Origin of the sequence: Bradyrhizobium jicamae (assembly GCF_018130695.1) — a bacterium.
GTDB lineage: Bacteria > Pseudomonadota > Alphaproteobacteria > Rhizobiales > Xanthobacteraceae > Bradyrhizobium > Bradyrhizobium jicamae_B.
This window is the reverse complement of sequence record NZ_JAFCJX010000011.1, coordinates 192,014-206,550: the sequence shown is the minus strand read 5'-3', so window position 1 is coordinate 206,550 and position 14,537 is coordinate 192,014. Positions and strand designations below refer to the sequence as shown.

The window sequence follows — 14,537 nt, the reverse complement described above, 5'->3', positions numbered from 1 at the left end:
CGGGCTACGCGTCACTAAGGTCAGAGCACCTTCGTCGCGCCCGGAATCTGCCGCAGCGCGCGCGTCAGCGCCCAGCTTGCGGCGACCGTCAGCACGAACCCGATCGCCACCTTGACGATCGCCGGCAGGTCGTAGTCGAACAGCCAGTATTGCAGCCATAGCGCGATCGGATAGTGCACCAGGAAGATGCCATAGGCGTCGGCCTGCATCGGATCGAGCAGCCTGGCTGAGCCCGATTGCTTGAATCTCTGGAACAGGGCCAGGATCAGAAACATGATGGCCACGCTGAAGACGGTGAAGCAGACGGCATAGAGCCCCTCATACCAGTCCGGCAGTGGCGACGGGTTGCCCAGTATTTCGCGCTTGATGAAGATCAGCGTCCACAGCAGGCAATACGGAACGATCGCCAGCACCATCCAGTCCCAGCTGACCTTCGCCATCCGGCCGTCTGCTGCGAGCAGCCCGCGATCCATTTGCGCAACGCCGATGCCGGCACCGAAAAAGAAGTAGCTCGCATAGAGAAACACGCGCCCGTGCTGTACCGAGAACGGCCCGAATTCGAACCAGCTGCCTGCTCCGAAGTGAATCCGCCCGGGAATGTAGAACGCGGCGGTGACGGCAAGCATGACCGCGAAGAACACGGCGGGCCGGCGACGGCCGTGCAGCGAGAGGCGGTTGATCGGATCGAGCAAATTGGGCGACAGCCGGTACAGCACGCAGGCAACCAGGTCGAAGGCGAACAGGACCCAGAGAAACCAGATCGGTCCGCTCGGCCACGGGCCCTTCGTGACCATGTTCCACCAGTAGTCCGAAAAGCCGATCTCGGGATGGTGCCGCAGCGAGATGGCGTAATAGGCGAGCGGAATGACGGTGAAGGCGCAGATCACGAACGGCAGGCCAAGCCGGAGCACGCGGTCCGTCATGTAGTTCAACGGTCCCTTTCGGGCGATACCGGACCAGGCGAACAGTCCCGACAGGAAGAAGAACATCGCCATGAAGAAACTGTCGGTGGCGAGCACGATCATGTCGAAGCCGAAGAAGTACTTCGGATCGGTGTGACCGAAATAGGTATAGGGGATCACCGCGTGGTGCAGCAGCACCACGAGCGTGAGGAAGGTCCGCGCACGATCAAGCGCCGCGTTGCGGGCTCGCGCCTGTGGCGCGGCGTGGACGTCCGCGGTCGCGGCCGTCTGTGAAATCGATGACATCAATCCCCCCGGCAGGGTTTTGGGCAATGTTGCAGCCGCGAACCCGATTCAGCAAGGGCCAATCCGGCCAGCCGGATGTCGCAGCGCTCGTTTCATACAAGGAACAGCAGCCGCGGACCGCGGTTATCAAGCCGAATATCCGGCTGGCCGCGGCAAGACGCGGCGCCGTTGGCAGGTTTTGGAGCACGCAATGACGATCTTGAAATGGGCGCTGATCTTCCTCGTGGTGTCGATCGTCGCGGGCCTGTTGGGCTTCACCGGCATCTCGGCGGCCTCAGCCGACATCGCGCGCTTCCTGTTCTACGTCTTCGTCGTGATCTTCCTGGTGCTGCTGATACTTGGGCTGACGATCTTCAGGGCGTAGCGGGACAGACGCGCGATCTGTGAGGCTCAATTGCCTACGAACGGCATCACGCGTGTCAGCAGCTCCGCCAGGAACTCGTCGGGACGATCGAACGGAATGAAGTGATCGCCGCCGCGCACCCAGACGAATTCCTTGTACGGGGCCGTGATCTCCTTGAAATACTGCTCGGCAGGTTCGCCCGGCGTCACGCTGTCCGCATCGCCCTGAATGAAGACCATGGGGATCGGAAACGCGAGGCCGCTTCCGGCCATGTCGCTCTGATACATCGGCCCGGTCCGTCCGGTCAGGTATTTGGCGGAGAAGGCCACGCCTTTGTGCCAGTTGTACAAATCGAGCAGCGAGACATCAGGCATGAAGAGCGGCGGGACCGGGCCGGCCAGCGGGAAGCTGTCAGCCGGCGGCAGGGCCAGCGCGTTGCTCCATTTGTCGGCGATCAGGCGATTCTCCGGGGTGAGGGCCGGCTGCGATGCGATCGGCGCCAGCTCCGCGAGAGCAGAAGCGTTGTTGGCGGACTGCGCCAGCGTTTGCAGGCGCGCGATGGTGAGCGCGAAGGCCTTCTCGAACGTCGTCCTGCCCACCACCTGGCCAGTGCCGACATAGGCATGAAACAGATCGGGGCGCTCCCTCGCGATGCGAATGCCGAGGAACGATCCCCAGGAATGCCCGACCAGGATGATCTTGTCCTTGTGCAGATGGTTTCGCAGATATTCGGCGAGCTCGATGCCGTCCTGCGTCATCCGCTCCACCGTCATGGTCGGCGCCAGCGCCTCTCCAGCCGCGCCATAGGTGCGGCCGGCGCCGCGCTGGTCCCACTGCACGACGGTGAAGCGCTTCTCCCATGGCCGCCAGGCGGACGAGATCGGCAGGCTGGACGCGCCGGGCCCGCCATGGACGAACAGCAGAACCGGATTATCCCGATTCTCGCCGCGGATCTGGACCCATTGCTTGATGCCGCCGATCTCGACGTAGCCTGATTCCTGCACGCCGTTGGGCGAGCGGATCGCGAGCGTTTCCGCGGCGACATGCTGGCGGTAGGCACGATATCCCAGTCCGGCGGAGGCGAGGACAATGAGGACGCAAGCTGCCCCCAGCAGAGCGACCCCAAACCGTCTTACGGACTTTCGCGGCATCGGAGCCTTGCGCTGGCTTAAGAGGAGGCGACTGAGAGGAGTCGACGAAGATCGACTCGCGGTGCGCCCCAAGCTTACACCACTTCCTCGATCTTGACCCTGTCCGGATAGAACGCCAGATGGCCTGATATCTCGGCCATCGCCGGGAACGGCGTCTCATAGGTCCAGATGGCGTTGTCCAGCGTCTTGCCGTTGGCCTTGATGCTGAAATAGTTCGCGTCGCCCTTGTAGGGGCAATGCGTGGTCCGCTCGGTGCGGGTGAACAGGTCCATCCTGGCGTCCTGGCGCGGGATGTATTGCACGGCAGGGTAGATCGCTTCCTTCAGGGTCAGCGCATGGGTCGTCTCGGCGATCACGACGCCGTCGGCGGTGACGCGGACGCGCTTCGGATTGGGCGTGATCGTGATCGGGTGGTCGGGACCGGGGAGCTTCATGTTTTTGCGCCTTCTTGGGTCATTTCGACGTGATTGCTTGTGACCGATTGTTGCAGGTTTCAATCGACGGGAATGAGAATATAGTGACCGATGGGATGACCTAGAAGAGCGCAAGCCCTAGGTTTATCCCTCACGGCCGCGCGAGCGGGCCGTGATTCGAAGACCTTATGGAGGTGGACTGGGATGCCGATGGACGCCCGCGATATCGAATCGATGATCAAGGCAGCGATCCCTGATGCCGAGGTGACGATCCGCGATCTGGCCGGCGATGGCGACCACTACGCAGCCACCGTGATCTCGGAATCCTTCCGTGGCAAGTCGCGCGTTCAGCAACACCAGATCGTCTACCAGTCGCTGAAGGGCCAGATGGGCGGCGTGCTGCATGCGCTGGCGCTACAGACCGGCGTGCCCGGCGGCTAGCGCCCAACGGGCGAGGGGCGGCAGCGATGGCCGACAATCCGCGCGGCGCGATGTTTCGTGTGCTGGTGCCGAACCAGCACAGCCGCGTCACCAATGCCGAGCTGTTCTTCGATCTCGTCTTCGTCTTTGCCGTCACGCAGCTGTCGCACGCGCTGCTGCACCACTTCACCCCGCTCGGCGCCGTGCAGGTCACGCTGCTGTTCCTCGCGGTGTGGTGGGTGTGGGTCTACACCACCTGGGTCACCAACTGGCTCAATCCCGAGCTGACGCCGGTCCGCATCCTGCTGTTCCTGCTGATGCTGGGTGGGCTGGTGCTGTCGACCTCGATTCCCCAGGCCTTCGAGGGCCGTGGCCTGTGGTTTGCGATTGCGTATGCGGCGATGCAGGTCGGGCGCACCGCATTCTGGCTGTTCGCGACGCCGCCGCATCGCACGGCGGTACGCCACAACGCGATCCGCATCCTGGTCTGGCTGTCCGGCTCGGCGGTGTTCTGGATCCTCGGCGGGCTCTCCGAGGGCGAGACCCGGCTGTGGCTGTGGATCGTCGCGATCGCGATCGAATATGTTTCGCCCGCCGCGCGGTTCTGGACGCCGGGGCTCGGCTTCTCCTCGATGGAGGCCTGGTCGGTCGAGGGCGGCCACATGGCCGAGCGCTGCGCCGGCTTCATCATCATCGCGCTCGGTGAAGCCATCGTCGTCGACGGCGCGACCTTCGCCGAGCTGACCTGGACGCCGGAGAATGTCGCAGCGTTCCTGTCGGCCCTGGTCGGCAGCATCGCGATGTGGTGGATCTATTTCCATCGCGGCGCGGAGGCCGGCTCCGAGCGGCTGTCGAAATCGACCGAGTCCGGCCGCCTGGCGCGGCTCGCCTACACCTATCTGCACATGCCGATCGTCGGCGGCATCATCCTGACCGCAGTCGCCGACGAACTTGTCTTGAAGCATCCGACCGGCCATGCCGATCTCAAGACCGCGGTCAGCGCCGTCGGCGGTGCGCTGCTGTTCCTGGTCGGGACCATCCTGTTCAAGCACTCGATCCGCGGCTTCCTGCAGCTCTCGCACGGCGTCGGCATCATCCTGTTGGCTGTGACCGCCTGGTTCGCAAGTGATATGTCGCCGCTGCTTCTGTCGGTGGTCACGACCGCGATCCTGATCGTGGTCGCAATGTGGGAGTCGCTGTCGCTGAGTGCGCCGGCGGAAGAAGAATAGGGCGGTGCAGTTTTATCCCGTCATTGCGAGCGAAGCGAAGCAATCCATCTCACGGCTTGCGGAGATATGGATTGCTTCGTTGCTTCGCTCCTCGCAATGACGGGGAGAGAGCCGTCTCAGTCCGACGCCGTCAGCGCGTGCACCGAGAACATCTTCGCATTATCGGTCCAGGAGTTGCGCACCGTCCAGCCGGTCTCGCGGGCGAGCGCGGTGAAGCGGTCGAGCGAGTATTTGTAGCTGTTCTCGGTGTGAATGCTCTCGCCCGGTCGGAACGAGAAGGACTTGCCGAGGATGCGCACGGTCTGGGCCTTGCGGCTGATCAGGTGCATCTCGATCCTGTGGCGGTCGCGGTTATAGATCGAGCGGTGGTTGAAGGCGGAGATGTCAAAATTGCCGCCAAGCTCGCGGTTGATGCGCACCAGCACATTGAGGTTGAAGCGCGCGGTGACGCCGGCCGCGTCATTGTAGGCGTCGTAGAGCACGCGCTCGTCCTTCTCCAGATCGACGCCGATGATCATCTGCGCGCCGCGGCCGAGGATCTCGCGCGCGGTGCGCAGGAAGGCGGCGGCTTCCTGCGGCTCGAAATTGCCGAGCGTCGAGCCCGGAAAGAAGCCGACCTTCGGCAGGTCCCTGATCTCCTCCGGCAGCGCGAAGGGCGCGGTGAAATCCGCGGTGACCGGATGGACCGCAAGCCTGGGGAAATCCTTGCGCAGGCCCGCGGCCTGCTGCGTCAGGAAATCGCCGGAGATGTCGACGGGGACATAGGCGGCGAACTCGCAATGCTGCAGCAGCAGCCGCACTTTTGTCGTCGCACCGGCGCCAAATTCGACCAGCGCTGCGCCCTTCGGAATGATCGCGGCGATCTCGGCTCCGCGGTTGCGCAGGATGCCGAGCTCGGTGCGGGTCGGATAATATTCCGGCAGCACCGTGATCTGCTCGAACAGCTCCGAGCCCGCCGCGTCGTAGAAATATTTCGGTGACAGCCGCTTCGGATGCTGCGCGAGCGCGCCGATCACGTCATCTGCGAAGATCGAGGTGGCTTCATCGAACGGATCGGAATTGCCCAAAGCGGGAGTGTGCACATTCATGATACTCTCCTGAACGCGCTTTCCCGCGCGTGACGATGTTGACAGAGATCAGATCAGGCGTAGTCGGCGAGGCGTAGTCCCGTGAACTGCCAGCGGTGGTGCGGATAGAAGAAGTTGCGGTAGGTGACGCGGCTGTGACCTTCAGGCGTTGCCAGCGAGGAGCCGCGCAGCACCAGCTGGTTGACCATGAACTTGCCGTTGTATTCGCCGAGCGCGCCCTCGATGGCGCGATAGCCGGGATAGGGCGAGTAGGAGCTGCGGGTCCATTGCCAGACGATGCCGTAGGCGTCGTTGAGCTGGCCGGCGCGGGCCGCGACCTCCCATTCCATCTCGGTCGGCAGATGCTTGCCGGCCCAGCGCGCGAACGCGTCGGCCTCGTAATAACTGACGTGACAGACCGGCGCGTCGGGATCGATCGGCTGCAGGCCACCGAGCGTCATGATCTTCCATTTGCCATCGATCTCGCGCCAATGGCCGGGTGCTTGCCAGCCCTCGTTGTTGGCGGCGGCAAAGCCGTCCATCAGCCAGAGCGTCGCGGTCGCGTAGCCGCCGTCCTTCATGAAGGCGAGCCATTCGGCATTGGTGACGAGATTCTTCGCGAGCTTGACCGGACCGACGAGGGCGCGGTGCGCCGGCTTCTCATTGTCGAAATGGAAGCTGTCGTCGCCGTGACCGACGGTGTGGATGCCCTCGTTCAGCGCGACCCATTCCTCGGCCCCGCGGTTCGATGCCGGGAAGCGCCAGGCGGGATCATAGGCCGGCGGAATCGGGTTCTGCGCGAAGGCATGCAGGATGTCGGTGATCATCAACTCCTGATGCTGCTGCTCATGATTGAGGCCGACCTCGACCAGCGGCACGAGTTTTGTCAGCGCGTCCTCGCTCGCGGACTGGAAGAATTTCACCACCTCCGCGTCGACATGGCGGCGATAGGCGGTGACTTCATCCGCACTCGGGCGCGTCAGATGGCCGCGCTGGTGGCGGGCATGGCGCGGGCCGGCGCTGACGTAATAGGAATTGAAGAGATAGGCGTAGTCGGGGTGGAACGGCGTGTAGCCCGCGACGTGCTCGCCGAGCAGGAATTGCTCGAAGAACCAGGTCGTGTGCGCGCGGTGCCATTTGGCGGGGCTCGCGTCCGGCATCGACTGGATCAATTGGTCTTCCGGCGACAGCGGTGCGGCGCGGCGTTCGGTTTCCTCGCGCACGGCGCGGTAAGCCTCGACCAGCCGCCGGGCGAGCGACCCGGATTGGGAGAGCAGTGACGGGGTAGGGGCGGAAAGGGCGGCCGCAGCGGATGCTGTTTTCGTCACAGGTATCTCCGGTGAGTGGAGAGAACGTTGGTTCGGCAGACAGGTTCCTAACGGACAGTTCGTCCTAGATAGGGGCTCTGTTACAGGAAAAAAGACCTCCTCAGGCGCTATGATATGAATGTCATCAGGCTATGATCGAGGCCCAATGGGCCGCCGCCCAACCTCCGGGCATGCCAGACCCCCGCCATTTTGCTTTGGATGCACAATGGTTTGGGCTACATATATGGCAAGTCACGGGTTAGACAGGGTGGACCGGCCAACCGATGTTCAAAGGTTGGCTTGAGGGTCCGCCCGCAAAGGAAGCCACAATGAGCATCGAGCAATTCATCGACAACGAAGTGAAGGCCAACGACGTCGTGCTGTTCATGAAGGGCACGCCGCAATTTCCGCAGTGCGGGTTCTCCGGCCAGGTGGTCCAGATCCTCGACCACATCGGCGTCGGCTACAAAGGCCTCAACGTTCTTGAATCTGCCGAACTGCGCAACGGCATCAAGGAGTATTCGAACTGGCCGACCATTCCGCAGCTCTACGTGAAGGGCGAGTTCGTCGGCGGCTGCGATATCGTCCGCGAGATGTTCCAGGCCGGTGAGCTGCAGCAGCTGTTTGCCGACAAGGGCATCCCGGTCGACGCGGCGGCCTGATTGTGACCGCGCGCCGCGTCGGTCACGCGCGGCTCGACATCATCGTTGCTGACATCACCACGTTGCGCGTTGACGCCATCGTCAACGCGGCCAATTCGTCGTTGCTCGGTGGCGGCGGTGTTGATGGTGCGATCCACGACGCGGCTGGTCCAGAGCTGTACGACGAGTGCCGGACGCTCGGCGGTTGCGCCACCGGCGACGCCAAGATCACCAAAGGATACCTGCTTCCGGCCAAGCATGTCATTCATGCGGTCGGTCCCGTCTGGTACGGCGGCGACCGAGGCGAGGATGCCGACCTCGCATCGTGCTATCGCCGCGGCATCGAGCTGTGCCACGCCAATAATCTTTCCTCCGTTGCCTTTCCGGCGATCTCGACGGGCGTTTTTCGCTTTCCGCCTGACAGGGCCGCGAAGATTGCGGTGAAGACCGTCGTTGGTGCGCTGACCTCAGCCCCTGGCGTGACGCAGGTGACCTTCTGCTGCTTCTCCAGGAGCAGCGGCGAATTGCATCAGGACGCTTTGGACGCGTTCGGCAGCCCTTGTGCCTGATGACGTGCTGGCTACACTCCCCGGCGTTTTCCGGGGAGGGATTTGATGACATTTTTGCGATTGTTTTGTGCGACCGCCGTTGCGGCGTTGCTGGCGGCTGCGCCCGCGCGCGGCGAAGGCACCTATGAGGTTCCGGCCGGCGCCAAGTTCAACCCCGACAAGCTCGCCAGGATCGGCGAGTTCTTCAAGAACGAGGTCGCGACCGGCAAGATCCCCGGCGCGATGGTGCTGATCCAGCAGCACGGCAAGCCGATCTACAAGGAGTCCTTCGGCGTGCAGGACGTCGAGAGCAAGGCGCCGCTGACCGACAAGACCATCTTCCGCCTGTTCTCGATGACCAAGGCGATCACCGCCGTGGTGTCGATGCAGCTTCTGGAGGAGGGCAAGATCAAGCTCGACGATCCCGTCTCGAAGTACATTCCGTCCTTTGCCAATGTGAAGGTCGGCGTCGAGAAGAAGGCCGACGACGGCAGCAAGACGCTCGAGCTGGTGGCGCCGGACCGCCCGGTGACGGTGCACGATCTGATGACGCACACCTCGGGCGTCACCTACGGCTTCTATGGCGACAGCCTGGTGCGCAAGGCCTACAAGGACGCCAATATCTATGCCGGCGATTTCGACCTTGCCGAGTTCGCCGAGCGGATTGCAAAACTGCCGCTGCACAATCAGCCCGGCAAGCTCTGGCAATACGGCCACTCCACCGACATCCTGGCGCGGGTGATGGAGGTCGCGGCCGGCAAGTCGCTGTATGCGATCGAGCGCGAGAAGCTGCTTGATCCGATGGGGATGACCGACACCAGCTTCTTCGTCACCGATCCTGCGAAAGTGAAGCTGATGGCGCAGCCGATGCCGAACGACAGCGATTTCCGCGTCGGCCGCATCAACGATCCGACCAAGGTCAAGAAATGGGAATCCGCCAGCGGCGGCATGGTCTCGACCATGGGCGACTATGCGCGCTTCGTGCAAATGGTGCTCAACGGCGGCACGTTCGAGGGCAAGACCTACCTGAAGCCCGAGACCTTCAAGCTGATGACCAAGGATCAGATCGGCCCTGGTTCCGGCGTCGAGCGTGACTATTTCTATTTCCCCGGCGACGGCTTTGGCTTCGGCCTTGGCCTTGCCGTTCGCACCGATCCCGGCAACGCCAAGCCGCCGCCGCCGGGCGACCTCGGAGAATTGAAATGGGACGGCGCCAGTGGCTGCTACTTCGTGGTCGATCCGAAGCAGGACATGTTCTTCGTCCTGCTCGAGCAGACGCCGACCGAACGCCAGCGCATTCAGCGGACTTTGAAGCAGTTGGTCTATGAAGCCCTGGCGAATTAAGCCGTCCTGGCGCGTTGACCTGTGCGGGCGCCGCGCGCTGATCGCGGCGCTCGTTCTGCTGTTCGGGACGTTCGGTGCGCGGGCCTCCGAGATGCGGGCCCGCACGTTCTCGCCTGAGGGATTGGCGAAGGTCTCCGACTACATCAGGAACGAGATCGCGACGGGCAAGATTCCCGGCGCGATCCTGCTGCTGCAGCAGCACGGCAAGCCGGTTTACTACGAGAGTTTTGGCGTCCGCGACGTCGCAACCGAGCTTGCGATGAGTTCAGACACCATCTTCCGCCTGTATTCGATGTCCAAGGCGATCACATCAGTGATGGCGATGATGCTGGTCGAGGAGGGCAGGCTCTCCATCGACGATCCCGTCTCGAAATACATTCCGGCCTTTGCCGACATGAAAGTCGGCGTCGAGAAGAAGGGGGAGGACGGCAAGGTCACGCTGACGCTGGAGCCGCTCGCGCGTCCGGTCACGATCAAGGACCTGCTGCGCCATACGTCGGGGCTGCCTTACGGCTACTATGGCGGCGGCGCCGTGCGTGAGCTGTATGCGCAGGCCAATCTCTTCCACGCCGACCTCAGCAATGCCGATTTCGTCGCGAAGATCGCGACGCTGCCGCTGGTCGAGCAGCCGGGCACGATGTGGGACTACGGCTATTCCACCGACGTGCTCGGCCGCGTGGTCGAGGTGATCTCGGGCAAGACGCTGCTGCAGTTCGAGAAGGAGCGGCTGCTCGATCCGCTCGGCATGACCGAGACAGCTTTCTACGTCGCCGATCCCAAGAACTTCCTGCGCATCGCCGAGCCGATGCCAGACGATCGCCTGGTCAATCCGACCACGCCGGTGCGCGATCCGCGCCGGCCCGTGAAATGGCAATCCGGCGGCGGCGGCATGGTCGGCACCATCGGCGATTACGCGCGTTTCGCGCAGATGCTGCTGAACCGCGGGACGTATGACGGCCGGCGCTACCTCAAGCCCGAGACCATCGCGCTGATGGCATCCGACCACATCGGTCCGGAGACGAAGATCGCGCGTGACCAGAATTACTATCCGGGCGTCACGAGTGGCTTCGGCCTCGGCTTCGCCGTGCGCACCGCGGTGCCGCCGGGCACGTCATGGCCGCTCGGTGAGTATCGCTGGGACGGCGTCGGCGGCACGTTCTTCTTCATCGATCCCGAGGACGATCTGTTCGGGATCTTCATGGTGCAGACGCCATCGCAGCGCGGCCGGATCCAGCTCGCGCTGAAGACGCTGATCTATCAGGCGATGGGAAGGTAGTGGTTTCGTAGCCCGGATGGAGCGAAGCGCAATCCGGGGCCGGTTCATTCGCGGATGGACCTGCCCCGGATTACGCTGCGCGCCATCCGGGCTACACGTGCGGGCTACGCCGCCCGGACGATATCCCGGACGTGTCCCACCATCTCCTCGATCTGGGCCGCGTTGACGTCGAGATGGGTGCAGGCCCTGATCCGTCCGTCCATCATCGCCAGCGTCACGCCGCGCTTGCGCAATTCGCTGACCATCTTGTCGCCGGAGACGCCGGCGCCGTCGGGCTTGAAGAACACGAGATTGGTCTCGGGCGACTGCACCTCGACGCCAGAGATCTGCGACAGGCCGCGCGCCAGCGCGCGGGCGTTGGCGTGATCGTCGGCGAGGCGCTCGACGTGATGATCGAGCGCGTAGACACAGGCCGCTGCGCAGATGCCGGATTGCCGCATCGAGCCGCCGAGCCGCTGCTTCCAGCGCCAGACCTCGTCGATGAAGGCGCGCGTGCCGGCGATCACGCCGCCGATCGGCGCGCCCAGGCCTTTCGAGAAATCGATCCAGGCCGAATCCCAGCCCGCCGCCATGTCGCGCGCGGAGATGCCGGTCGCAACGGTGGCATTGAGCAGCCGCGCGCCGTCCATGTGGGTGGCGAGGCCGTGGGCCTTGGCGATTGCCACGACCTCATCGAGCGCGGCCTTCTTCCAGATCGTGCCGCCGCCGATATTGGCGGTCTGCTCGACGCTGACCACGGTCTGCGGCGGCTGGTAGCGGGTGCGCGGATGCAGCGCGGCGCGGAACGTCTCCGGCGTGAACTGGCCGTCCTCGCCCGGCAGCGGCATGATCTGGAAGCCGCCGACGGCTGCATGTGCGCCGCCCTCGCGCGCGATGATGTGCGCGGTCGCATGCGCGAGGATCTCGTCGCCGGGACGGCAATGCACCAGGGTCGCGGTGACGTTGCACAGCGTGCCCGACGGCATGAACACCGCGGCTTCCTTGCCGAGCAATTCGGCGACGCGGTCGCACAGCAGGTTCGTGGTCGGATCGTCGCCAACCTGCTCGTCACCGACCTCCGCCCGCGCCATCGCCTCGCGCATCGCCGGCGTCGGTTTTGTCTGTGTGTCCGACAACAGATTGATGCGGACAGGCGGCGCCTTCGGATCGGGACGGGCAGGGGTGTACATGACAAAATCTCTCGATGAGGTTCGCGCGACATTACCCAAACAAAAAGGCCCCGGCAAAACCGGGGCCTTCCGAATCTCGCAATGCTGAAATGATCAGCGCGAATAGAATTCGACGATCAGATGCGGCTCCATCTGCACCGGGAACGGCACGTCGGAGAGGCCGGGGATGCGGGCGAACTTCGCGGTCATCTTGCCGTGATCGGCTTCGATGAAGTCCGGCACGTCGCGCTCGGGAAGCTGGGAGGCTTCGAGCACCGGGGTCAGCTGCTTGGAGGATTCCTTGACCTCGATGGTGTCGCCGACCTTCAGCTTGTAGCTGCCGATGTTGACCTTGCGGCCGTTCACCTTGACGTGGCCGTGGTTGATGAACTGGCGCGCGGCGAACATCGTGGCGACGAACTTGGCGCGATAGACCACGGTGTCGAGACGGCGCTCCAGGAGGCCGATCAGGTTCTCACCGGTGTCGCCCTTCATGCGGCCGGCCTCGACATAGATGCCGTGGAACTGGCGCTCGCTGATGTTGGCGTAGTAGCCCTTGAGCTTCTGCTTGGCGCGGAGCTGCACGCCGAAGTCGGAGAGCTTGCCCTTGCGGCGCTGGCCGTGCTGGCCGGGGCCGTATTCGCGGCGGTTCACGGGGCTCTTCGGGCGGCCCCAGATGTTCTGGCCCATACGGCGATCGATCTTGTACTTCGCCTCACTGCGCTTAGTCATCGCGTCCTCTTGATAGAGTTTGAGTTTTGAGGAAACGCGCCCTCCTGTGCACCCGCCCCACAAGACCGGTGCCGACAGGTCCGCCTCGAAAGCTCGGGGAGAACCACGGGTCGCGAAACGCATCGCGGGCCGAAATCGGCCCGCGAGCAAGGGGGTCTTTAAGGGGGAAGCGCCGGCCTGTCAAACGAAACCGGCCGGTTTTGGCGCGGATCGGTGCGGAAAACCGGCCGTTTCGGCCATTTAGAGCGTTTTCCAGTGAAGTGGACACCGTTCCGGTACAATCAGAACGGGCTCTAGGGCCGGGATCCCACCGCCCGGACCGGTTTTGCCTCGGTTTGCGGCACAATCGCCCGCAACTCGGCCGAAATCTCGGTGTTCAGCACCTGTTCCAGCCGGCCGAACATCCGCGCCATCAGCGCGGCATCGCAGACCCGGTGGTCCCAGCGCAGCACCACGTCGATGGTCTGGTCGGGATTGACCACGCCATAGCTCAGCACGAACGGTCCCGGGCTCAGCGGGTGCAGCTCACCCGGTCCATAGGCCGCGACCGAGGTGATCCCGAACGAGCCGAAGAAATTGGCGCGCTGCCGGCCGAAGTTCAGCCCCAGCGCCCAGCACAGCCGCCGCAACGGCAAGGGCAGGCGGGTGATGCCCAGCATCCTGCGGAACGAGGCCACCTCGCAGATCGGCGCATCCTTGGCGTGACGGAGCTCGGCTGCGATCTGGGTGAGCGGCACCGCGTCGGGATAACGGATCTGCTGGAACAGCACGCAGTCCTGGCCGTCCTCGACGCGCGCGATCGCGACCGTGCCGACGCTATCAGGCAATTCGTAGAGCTGTGGCCACGGCCATTTGGCATAGAGCGTGCGCAAGGTCGGCTCGCCCTTGGCGAGGATCGCGAAGGCCTTGACGAAGATCGCCGCCCAGCCGGCCGGCTCGGCGCAGATCGCGCGCGCCTCGAGCAGGCCACGGACGTTGATCGGACGGGACAGCGACACGAACGGCACGCACATCGACGCGTGCATGAGGTCGGCGACGAGGCGACGCGGCAGCGAGATTTTCCGTGACGTACCGCGCATCCGTTTGGCTCAAATTCCCAACAGCAAATGATCAAGCAACCGGCGCGCCAAATCGGTCGCTCGCCGGCTCCCTGATACCACGAACCAACGGGCCTGAGGCCAATTGGTTCTTTTTATTACGGCGCCGGCTTGGCCAGCGGCTCGCCGGCCTTGACCACGTAAACGCCAAGCACTTTGAAGGGCTTGTCGCCCGCCTTGGCATCATGAACGGCGCCTTCGGGGATCTGGTAGGATTCCCCGGCCTTGATCTTCATTGGTGGCTTGCCGTCGATGATGAGTTCAAGCTCGCCTTCGAGCACATAGCCGGTCTCGGCACCGGGATGGGTATGGCGACCCGCCGCACCGCCGGCCGGGACTTCGGCAATGGCGGTGACGGTGTTGTAGCCAGGCGGGAAATCGAGCTTCTGCAGCGGCGTGCGCTTGATGCCGCTCTGCTGGGCAAAGGCAATGCCGACGCCGGCGATGGCAAGGACTGTGCAGCCGAAAATGAATTTCTTGAGCATGGTTTTGGTTCTCCCTGTGCGCGCGAGTTTAGCAGCGCGGTAACGGAGCGGAAAGCGGCGGGCAGGCTCAATCCCGGACGTGGCGCCTAGGTCCTTCGGTGGAGACATGGATGGTACCGCGCATCGGA

General features: G+C 63.8%; 16 protein-coding genes. 7 read left to right on the top strand and 9 right to left on the bottom strand.

The annotated features are described in order from the left end of the window. Positions 1 to 20: 20 nt before the first annotated feature. Positions 21 to 1,208 (bottom strand): acyltransferase family protein, encoded by a 1,188-nt coding sequence (locus JQ604_RS18230; RefSeq protein ID WP_212359085.1) that lies wholly within the window; start codon positions 1,206 to 1,208, stop codon positions 21 to 23. A gap of 190 nt (positions 1,209 to 1,398) precedes the next feature. Here JQ604_RS18230 and JQ604_RS18225 point away from each other — a divergent pair, with 190 nt between their 5' ends. Continuing rightward, entirely contained in the window at positions 1,399 to 1,572 is a 174-nt protein-coding gene (locus JQ604_RS18225) for a DUF1328 domain-containing protein (protein WP_212359082.1), read from the top strand. A gap of 26 nt (positions 1,573 to 1,598) precedes the next feature. On the opposite strand, the gene JQ604_RS18220 is transcribed toward JQ604_RS18225, so the two are convergent. Then, positions 1,599 to 2,702, bottom strand: coding sequence for an alpha/beta fold hydrolase (locus tag JQ604_RS18220; RefSeq protein WP_212359080.1), 1,104 nt, complete (start codon positions 2,700 to 2,702; stop codon positions 1,599 to 1,601). Positions 2,703 to 2,776: 74 nt separating this feature from the next. Beyond that, entirely contained in the window at positions 2,777 to 3,136 is a 360-nt protein-coding gene (locus JQ604_RS18215) for a DUF427 domain-containing protein (RefSeq protein ID WP_212359078.1), read from the bottom strand. A 183-nt stretch (positions 3,137 to 3,319) separates the two neighbouring features. Between JQ604_RS18215 and JQ604_RS18210 the strand changes: the two genes are divergently transcribed. Further along, complete coding sequence (locus JQ604_RS18210; RefSeq protein WP_212015434.1) at positions 3,320 to 3,556, top strand: BolA family protein; 237 nt, start codon at positions 3,320 to 3,322, stop codon at positions 3,554 to 3,556. 26 nt (positions 3,557 to 3,582) lie between these two features. Further along, the gene (locus JQ604_RS18205) at positions 3,583 to 4,764 is read left to right on the top strand and encodes a low temperature requirement protein A (protein WP_249158324.1); all 1,182 of its coding nucleotides are present in this window, start codon (positions 3,583 to 3,585) and stop codon (positions 4,762 to 4,764) included. 116 nt (positions 4,765 to 4,880) lie between these two features. Here the strand turns inward: JQ604_RS18205 and egtD are convergent, their stop codons facing one another. Together egtD and egtB are read right to left on the bottom strand one after the other, a co-directional pair. After that, a complete protein-coding gene (gene egtD / locus JQ604_RS18200) occupies positions 4,881 to 5,852 on the bottom strand; it encodes an L-histidine N(alpha)-methyltransferase (RefSeq protein ID WP_212359076.1) in 972 nt (323 codons plus the stop codon). A 53-nt stretch (positions 5,853 to 5,905) separates the two neighbouring features. Then, on the bottom strand, positions 5,906 to 7,159 hold the full coding sequence (gene egtB, locus JQ604_RS18195) for an ergothioneine biosynthesis protein EgtB (RefSeq protein ID WP_212359074.1): 1,254 nt from the start codon (positions 7,157 to 7,159) through the stop codon (positions 5,906 to 5,908). A 308-nt stretch (positions 7,160 to 7,467) separates the two neighbouring features. Here egtB and grxD point away from each other — a divergent pair, with 308 nt between their 5' ends. The 4 genes from grxD to JQ604_RS18175 are packed head-to-tail and all read left to right on the top strand — an operon-like array spanning position 7,468 to position 10,947. Then, positions 7,468 to 7,800, top strand: coding sequence for a Grx4 family monothiol glutaredoxin (gene grxD, locus JQ604_RS18190; RefSeq protein ID WP_212359071.1), 333 nt, complete (start codon positions 7,468 to 7,470; stop codon positions 7,798 to 7,800). Then, positions 7,797 to 8,348 (top strand): O-acetyl-ADP-ribose deacetylase, encoded by a 552-nt coding sequence (locus JQ604_RS18185; RefSeq protein ID WP_249158346.1) that lies wholly within the window; start codon positions 7,797 to 7,799, stop codon positions 8,346 to 8,348. The genes grxD and JQ604_RS18185 overlap by 4 nt, the downstream gene beginning before the upstream one ends. A 45-nt stretch (positions 8,349 to 8,393) precedes the next feature. Beyond that, positions 8,394 to 9,671 carry a serine hydrolase domain-containing protein gene (locus JQ604_RS18180; RefSeq protein WP_212359067.1) on the top strand — a complete coding sequence of 426 codons (1,278 nt, stop codon included), beginning with the start codon at positions 8,394 to 8,396 and terminating at the stop codon, positions 9,669 to 9,671. 19 nt (positions 9,672 to 9,690) lie between these two features. Then, positions 9,691 to 10,947, top strand: coding sequence for a serine hydrolase domain-containing protein (locus JQ604_RS18175; RefSeq protein ID WP_212359266.1), 1,257 nt, complete (start codon positions 9,691 to 9,693; stop codon positions 10,945 to 10,947). A 104-nt stretch (positions 10,948 to 11,051) separates the two neighbouring features. Here the strand turns inward: JQ604_RS18175 and JQ604_RS18170 are convergent, their stop codons facing one another. The 4 genes from JQ604_RS18170 to JQ604_RS18155 form a co-directional block, all read right to left on the bottom strand. Then, positions 11,052 to 12,116 (bottom strand): threonine aldolase family protein, encoded by a 1,065-nt coding sequence (locus JQ604_RS18170; protein WP_212359064.1) that lies wholly within the window; start codon positions 12,114 to 12,116, stop codon positions 11,052 to 11,054. Between the two features lie 93 nt (positions 12,117 to 12,209). Continuing rightward, complete coding sequence (gene rpsD / locus JQ604_RS18165; protein WP_212359062.1) at positions 12,210 to 12,827, bottom strand: 30S ribosomal protein S4; 618 nt, start codon at positions 12,825 to 12,827, stop codon at positions 12,210 to 12,212. Positions 12,828 to 13,120: 293 nt separating this feature from the next. Next, positions 13,121 to 13,906 (bottom strand): acyltransferase, encoded by a 786-nt coding sequence (locus tag JQ604_RS18160; protein ID WP_212359054.1) that lies wholly within the window; start codon positions 13,904 to 13,906, stop codon positions 13,121 to 13,123. Between the two features lie 116 nt (positions 13,907 to 14,022). Beyond that, positions 14,023 to 14,409: a cupin domain-containing protein gene (locus tag JQ604_RS18155; protein WP_212359051.1), complete on the bottom strand. Its 387-nt coding sequence runs from the start codon at positions 14,407 to 14,409 to the stop codon at positions 14,023 to 14,025. Positions 14,410 to 14,537 lie beyond the last annotated feature (128 nt).

Excerpts from the sequence above, each read along its gene's own strand:
- JQ604_RS18220 (WP_212359080.1), bottom strand. The coding sequence starts at position 2,702 with ATGCCGCGAAAGTCCGTAAGACGGTTTGGGGTCGCTCTGCTGGGGGCA.
- JQ604_RS18160 (WP_212359054.1), bottom strand. The coding sequence starts at position 13,906 with ATGCGCGGTACGTCACGGAAAATCTCGCTGCCGCGTCGCCTCGTCGCC.
- JQ604_RS18205 (WP_249158324.1), top strand. The coding sequence starts at position 3,583 with ATGGCCGACAATCCGCGCGGCGCGATGTTTCGTGTGCTGGTGCCGAAC.
- egtD (WP_212359076.1), bottom strand. The coding sequence starts at position 5,852 with ATGAATGTGCACACTCCCGCTTTGGGCAATTCCGATCCGTTCGATGAA.
- JQ604_RS18180 (WP_212359067.1), top strand. The coding sequence starts at position 8,394 with ATGACATTTTTGCGATTGTTTTGTGCGACCGCCGTTGCGGCGTTGCTG.
- rpsD (WP_212359062.1), bottom strand. The coding sequence starts at position 12,827 with ATGACTAAGCGCAGTGAGGCGAAGTACAAGATCGATCGCCGTATGGGC.
- JQ604_RS18215 (WP_212359078.1), bottom strand. The coding sequence starts at position 3,136 with ATGAAGCTCCCCGGTCCCGACCACCCGATCACGATCACGCCCAATCCG.
- JQ604_RS18210 (WP_212015434.1), top strand. The coding sequence starts at position 3,320 with ATGCCGATGGACGCCCGCGATATCGAATCGATGATCAAGGCAGCGATC.
- JQ604_RS18225 (WP_212359082.1), top strand. The coding sequence starts at position 1,399 with ATGACGATCTTGAAATGGGCGCTGATCTTCCTCGTGGTGTCGATCGTC.
- grxD (WP_212359071.1), top strand. The coding sequence starts at position 7,468 with ATGAGCATCGAGCAATTCATCGACAACGAAGTGAAGGCCAACGACGTC.
- JQ604_RS18170 (WP_212359064.1), bottom strand. The coding sequence starts at position 12,116 with ATGTACACCCCTGCCCGTCCCGATCCGAAGGCGCCGCCTGTCCGCATC.
- JQ604_RS18230 (WP_212359085.1), bottom strand. The coding sequence starts at position 1,208 with ATGTCATCGATTTCACAGACGGCCGCGACCGCGGACGTCCACGCCGCG.
- JQ604_RS18155 (WP_212359051.1), bottom strand. The coding sequence starts at position 14,409 with ATGCTCAAGAAATTCATTTTCGGCTGCACAGTCCTTGCCATCGCCGGC.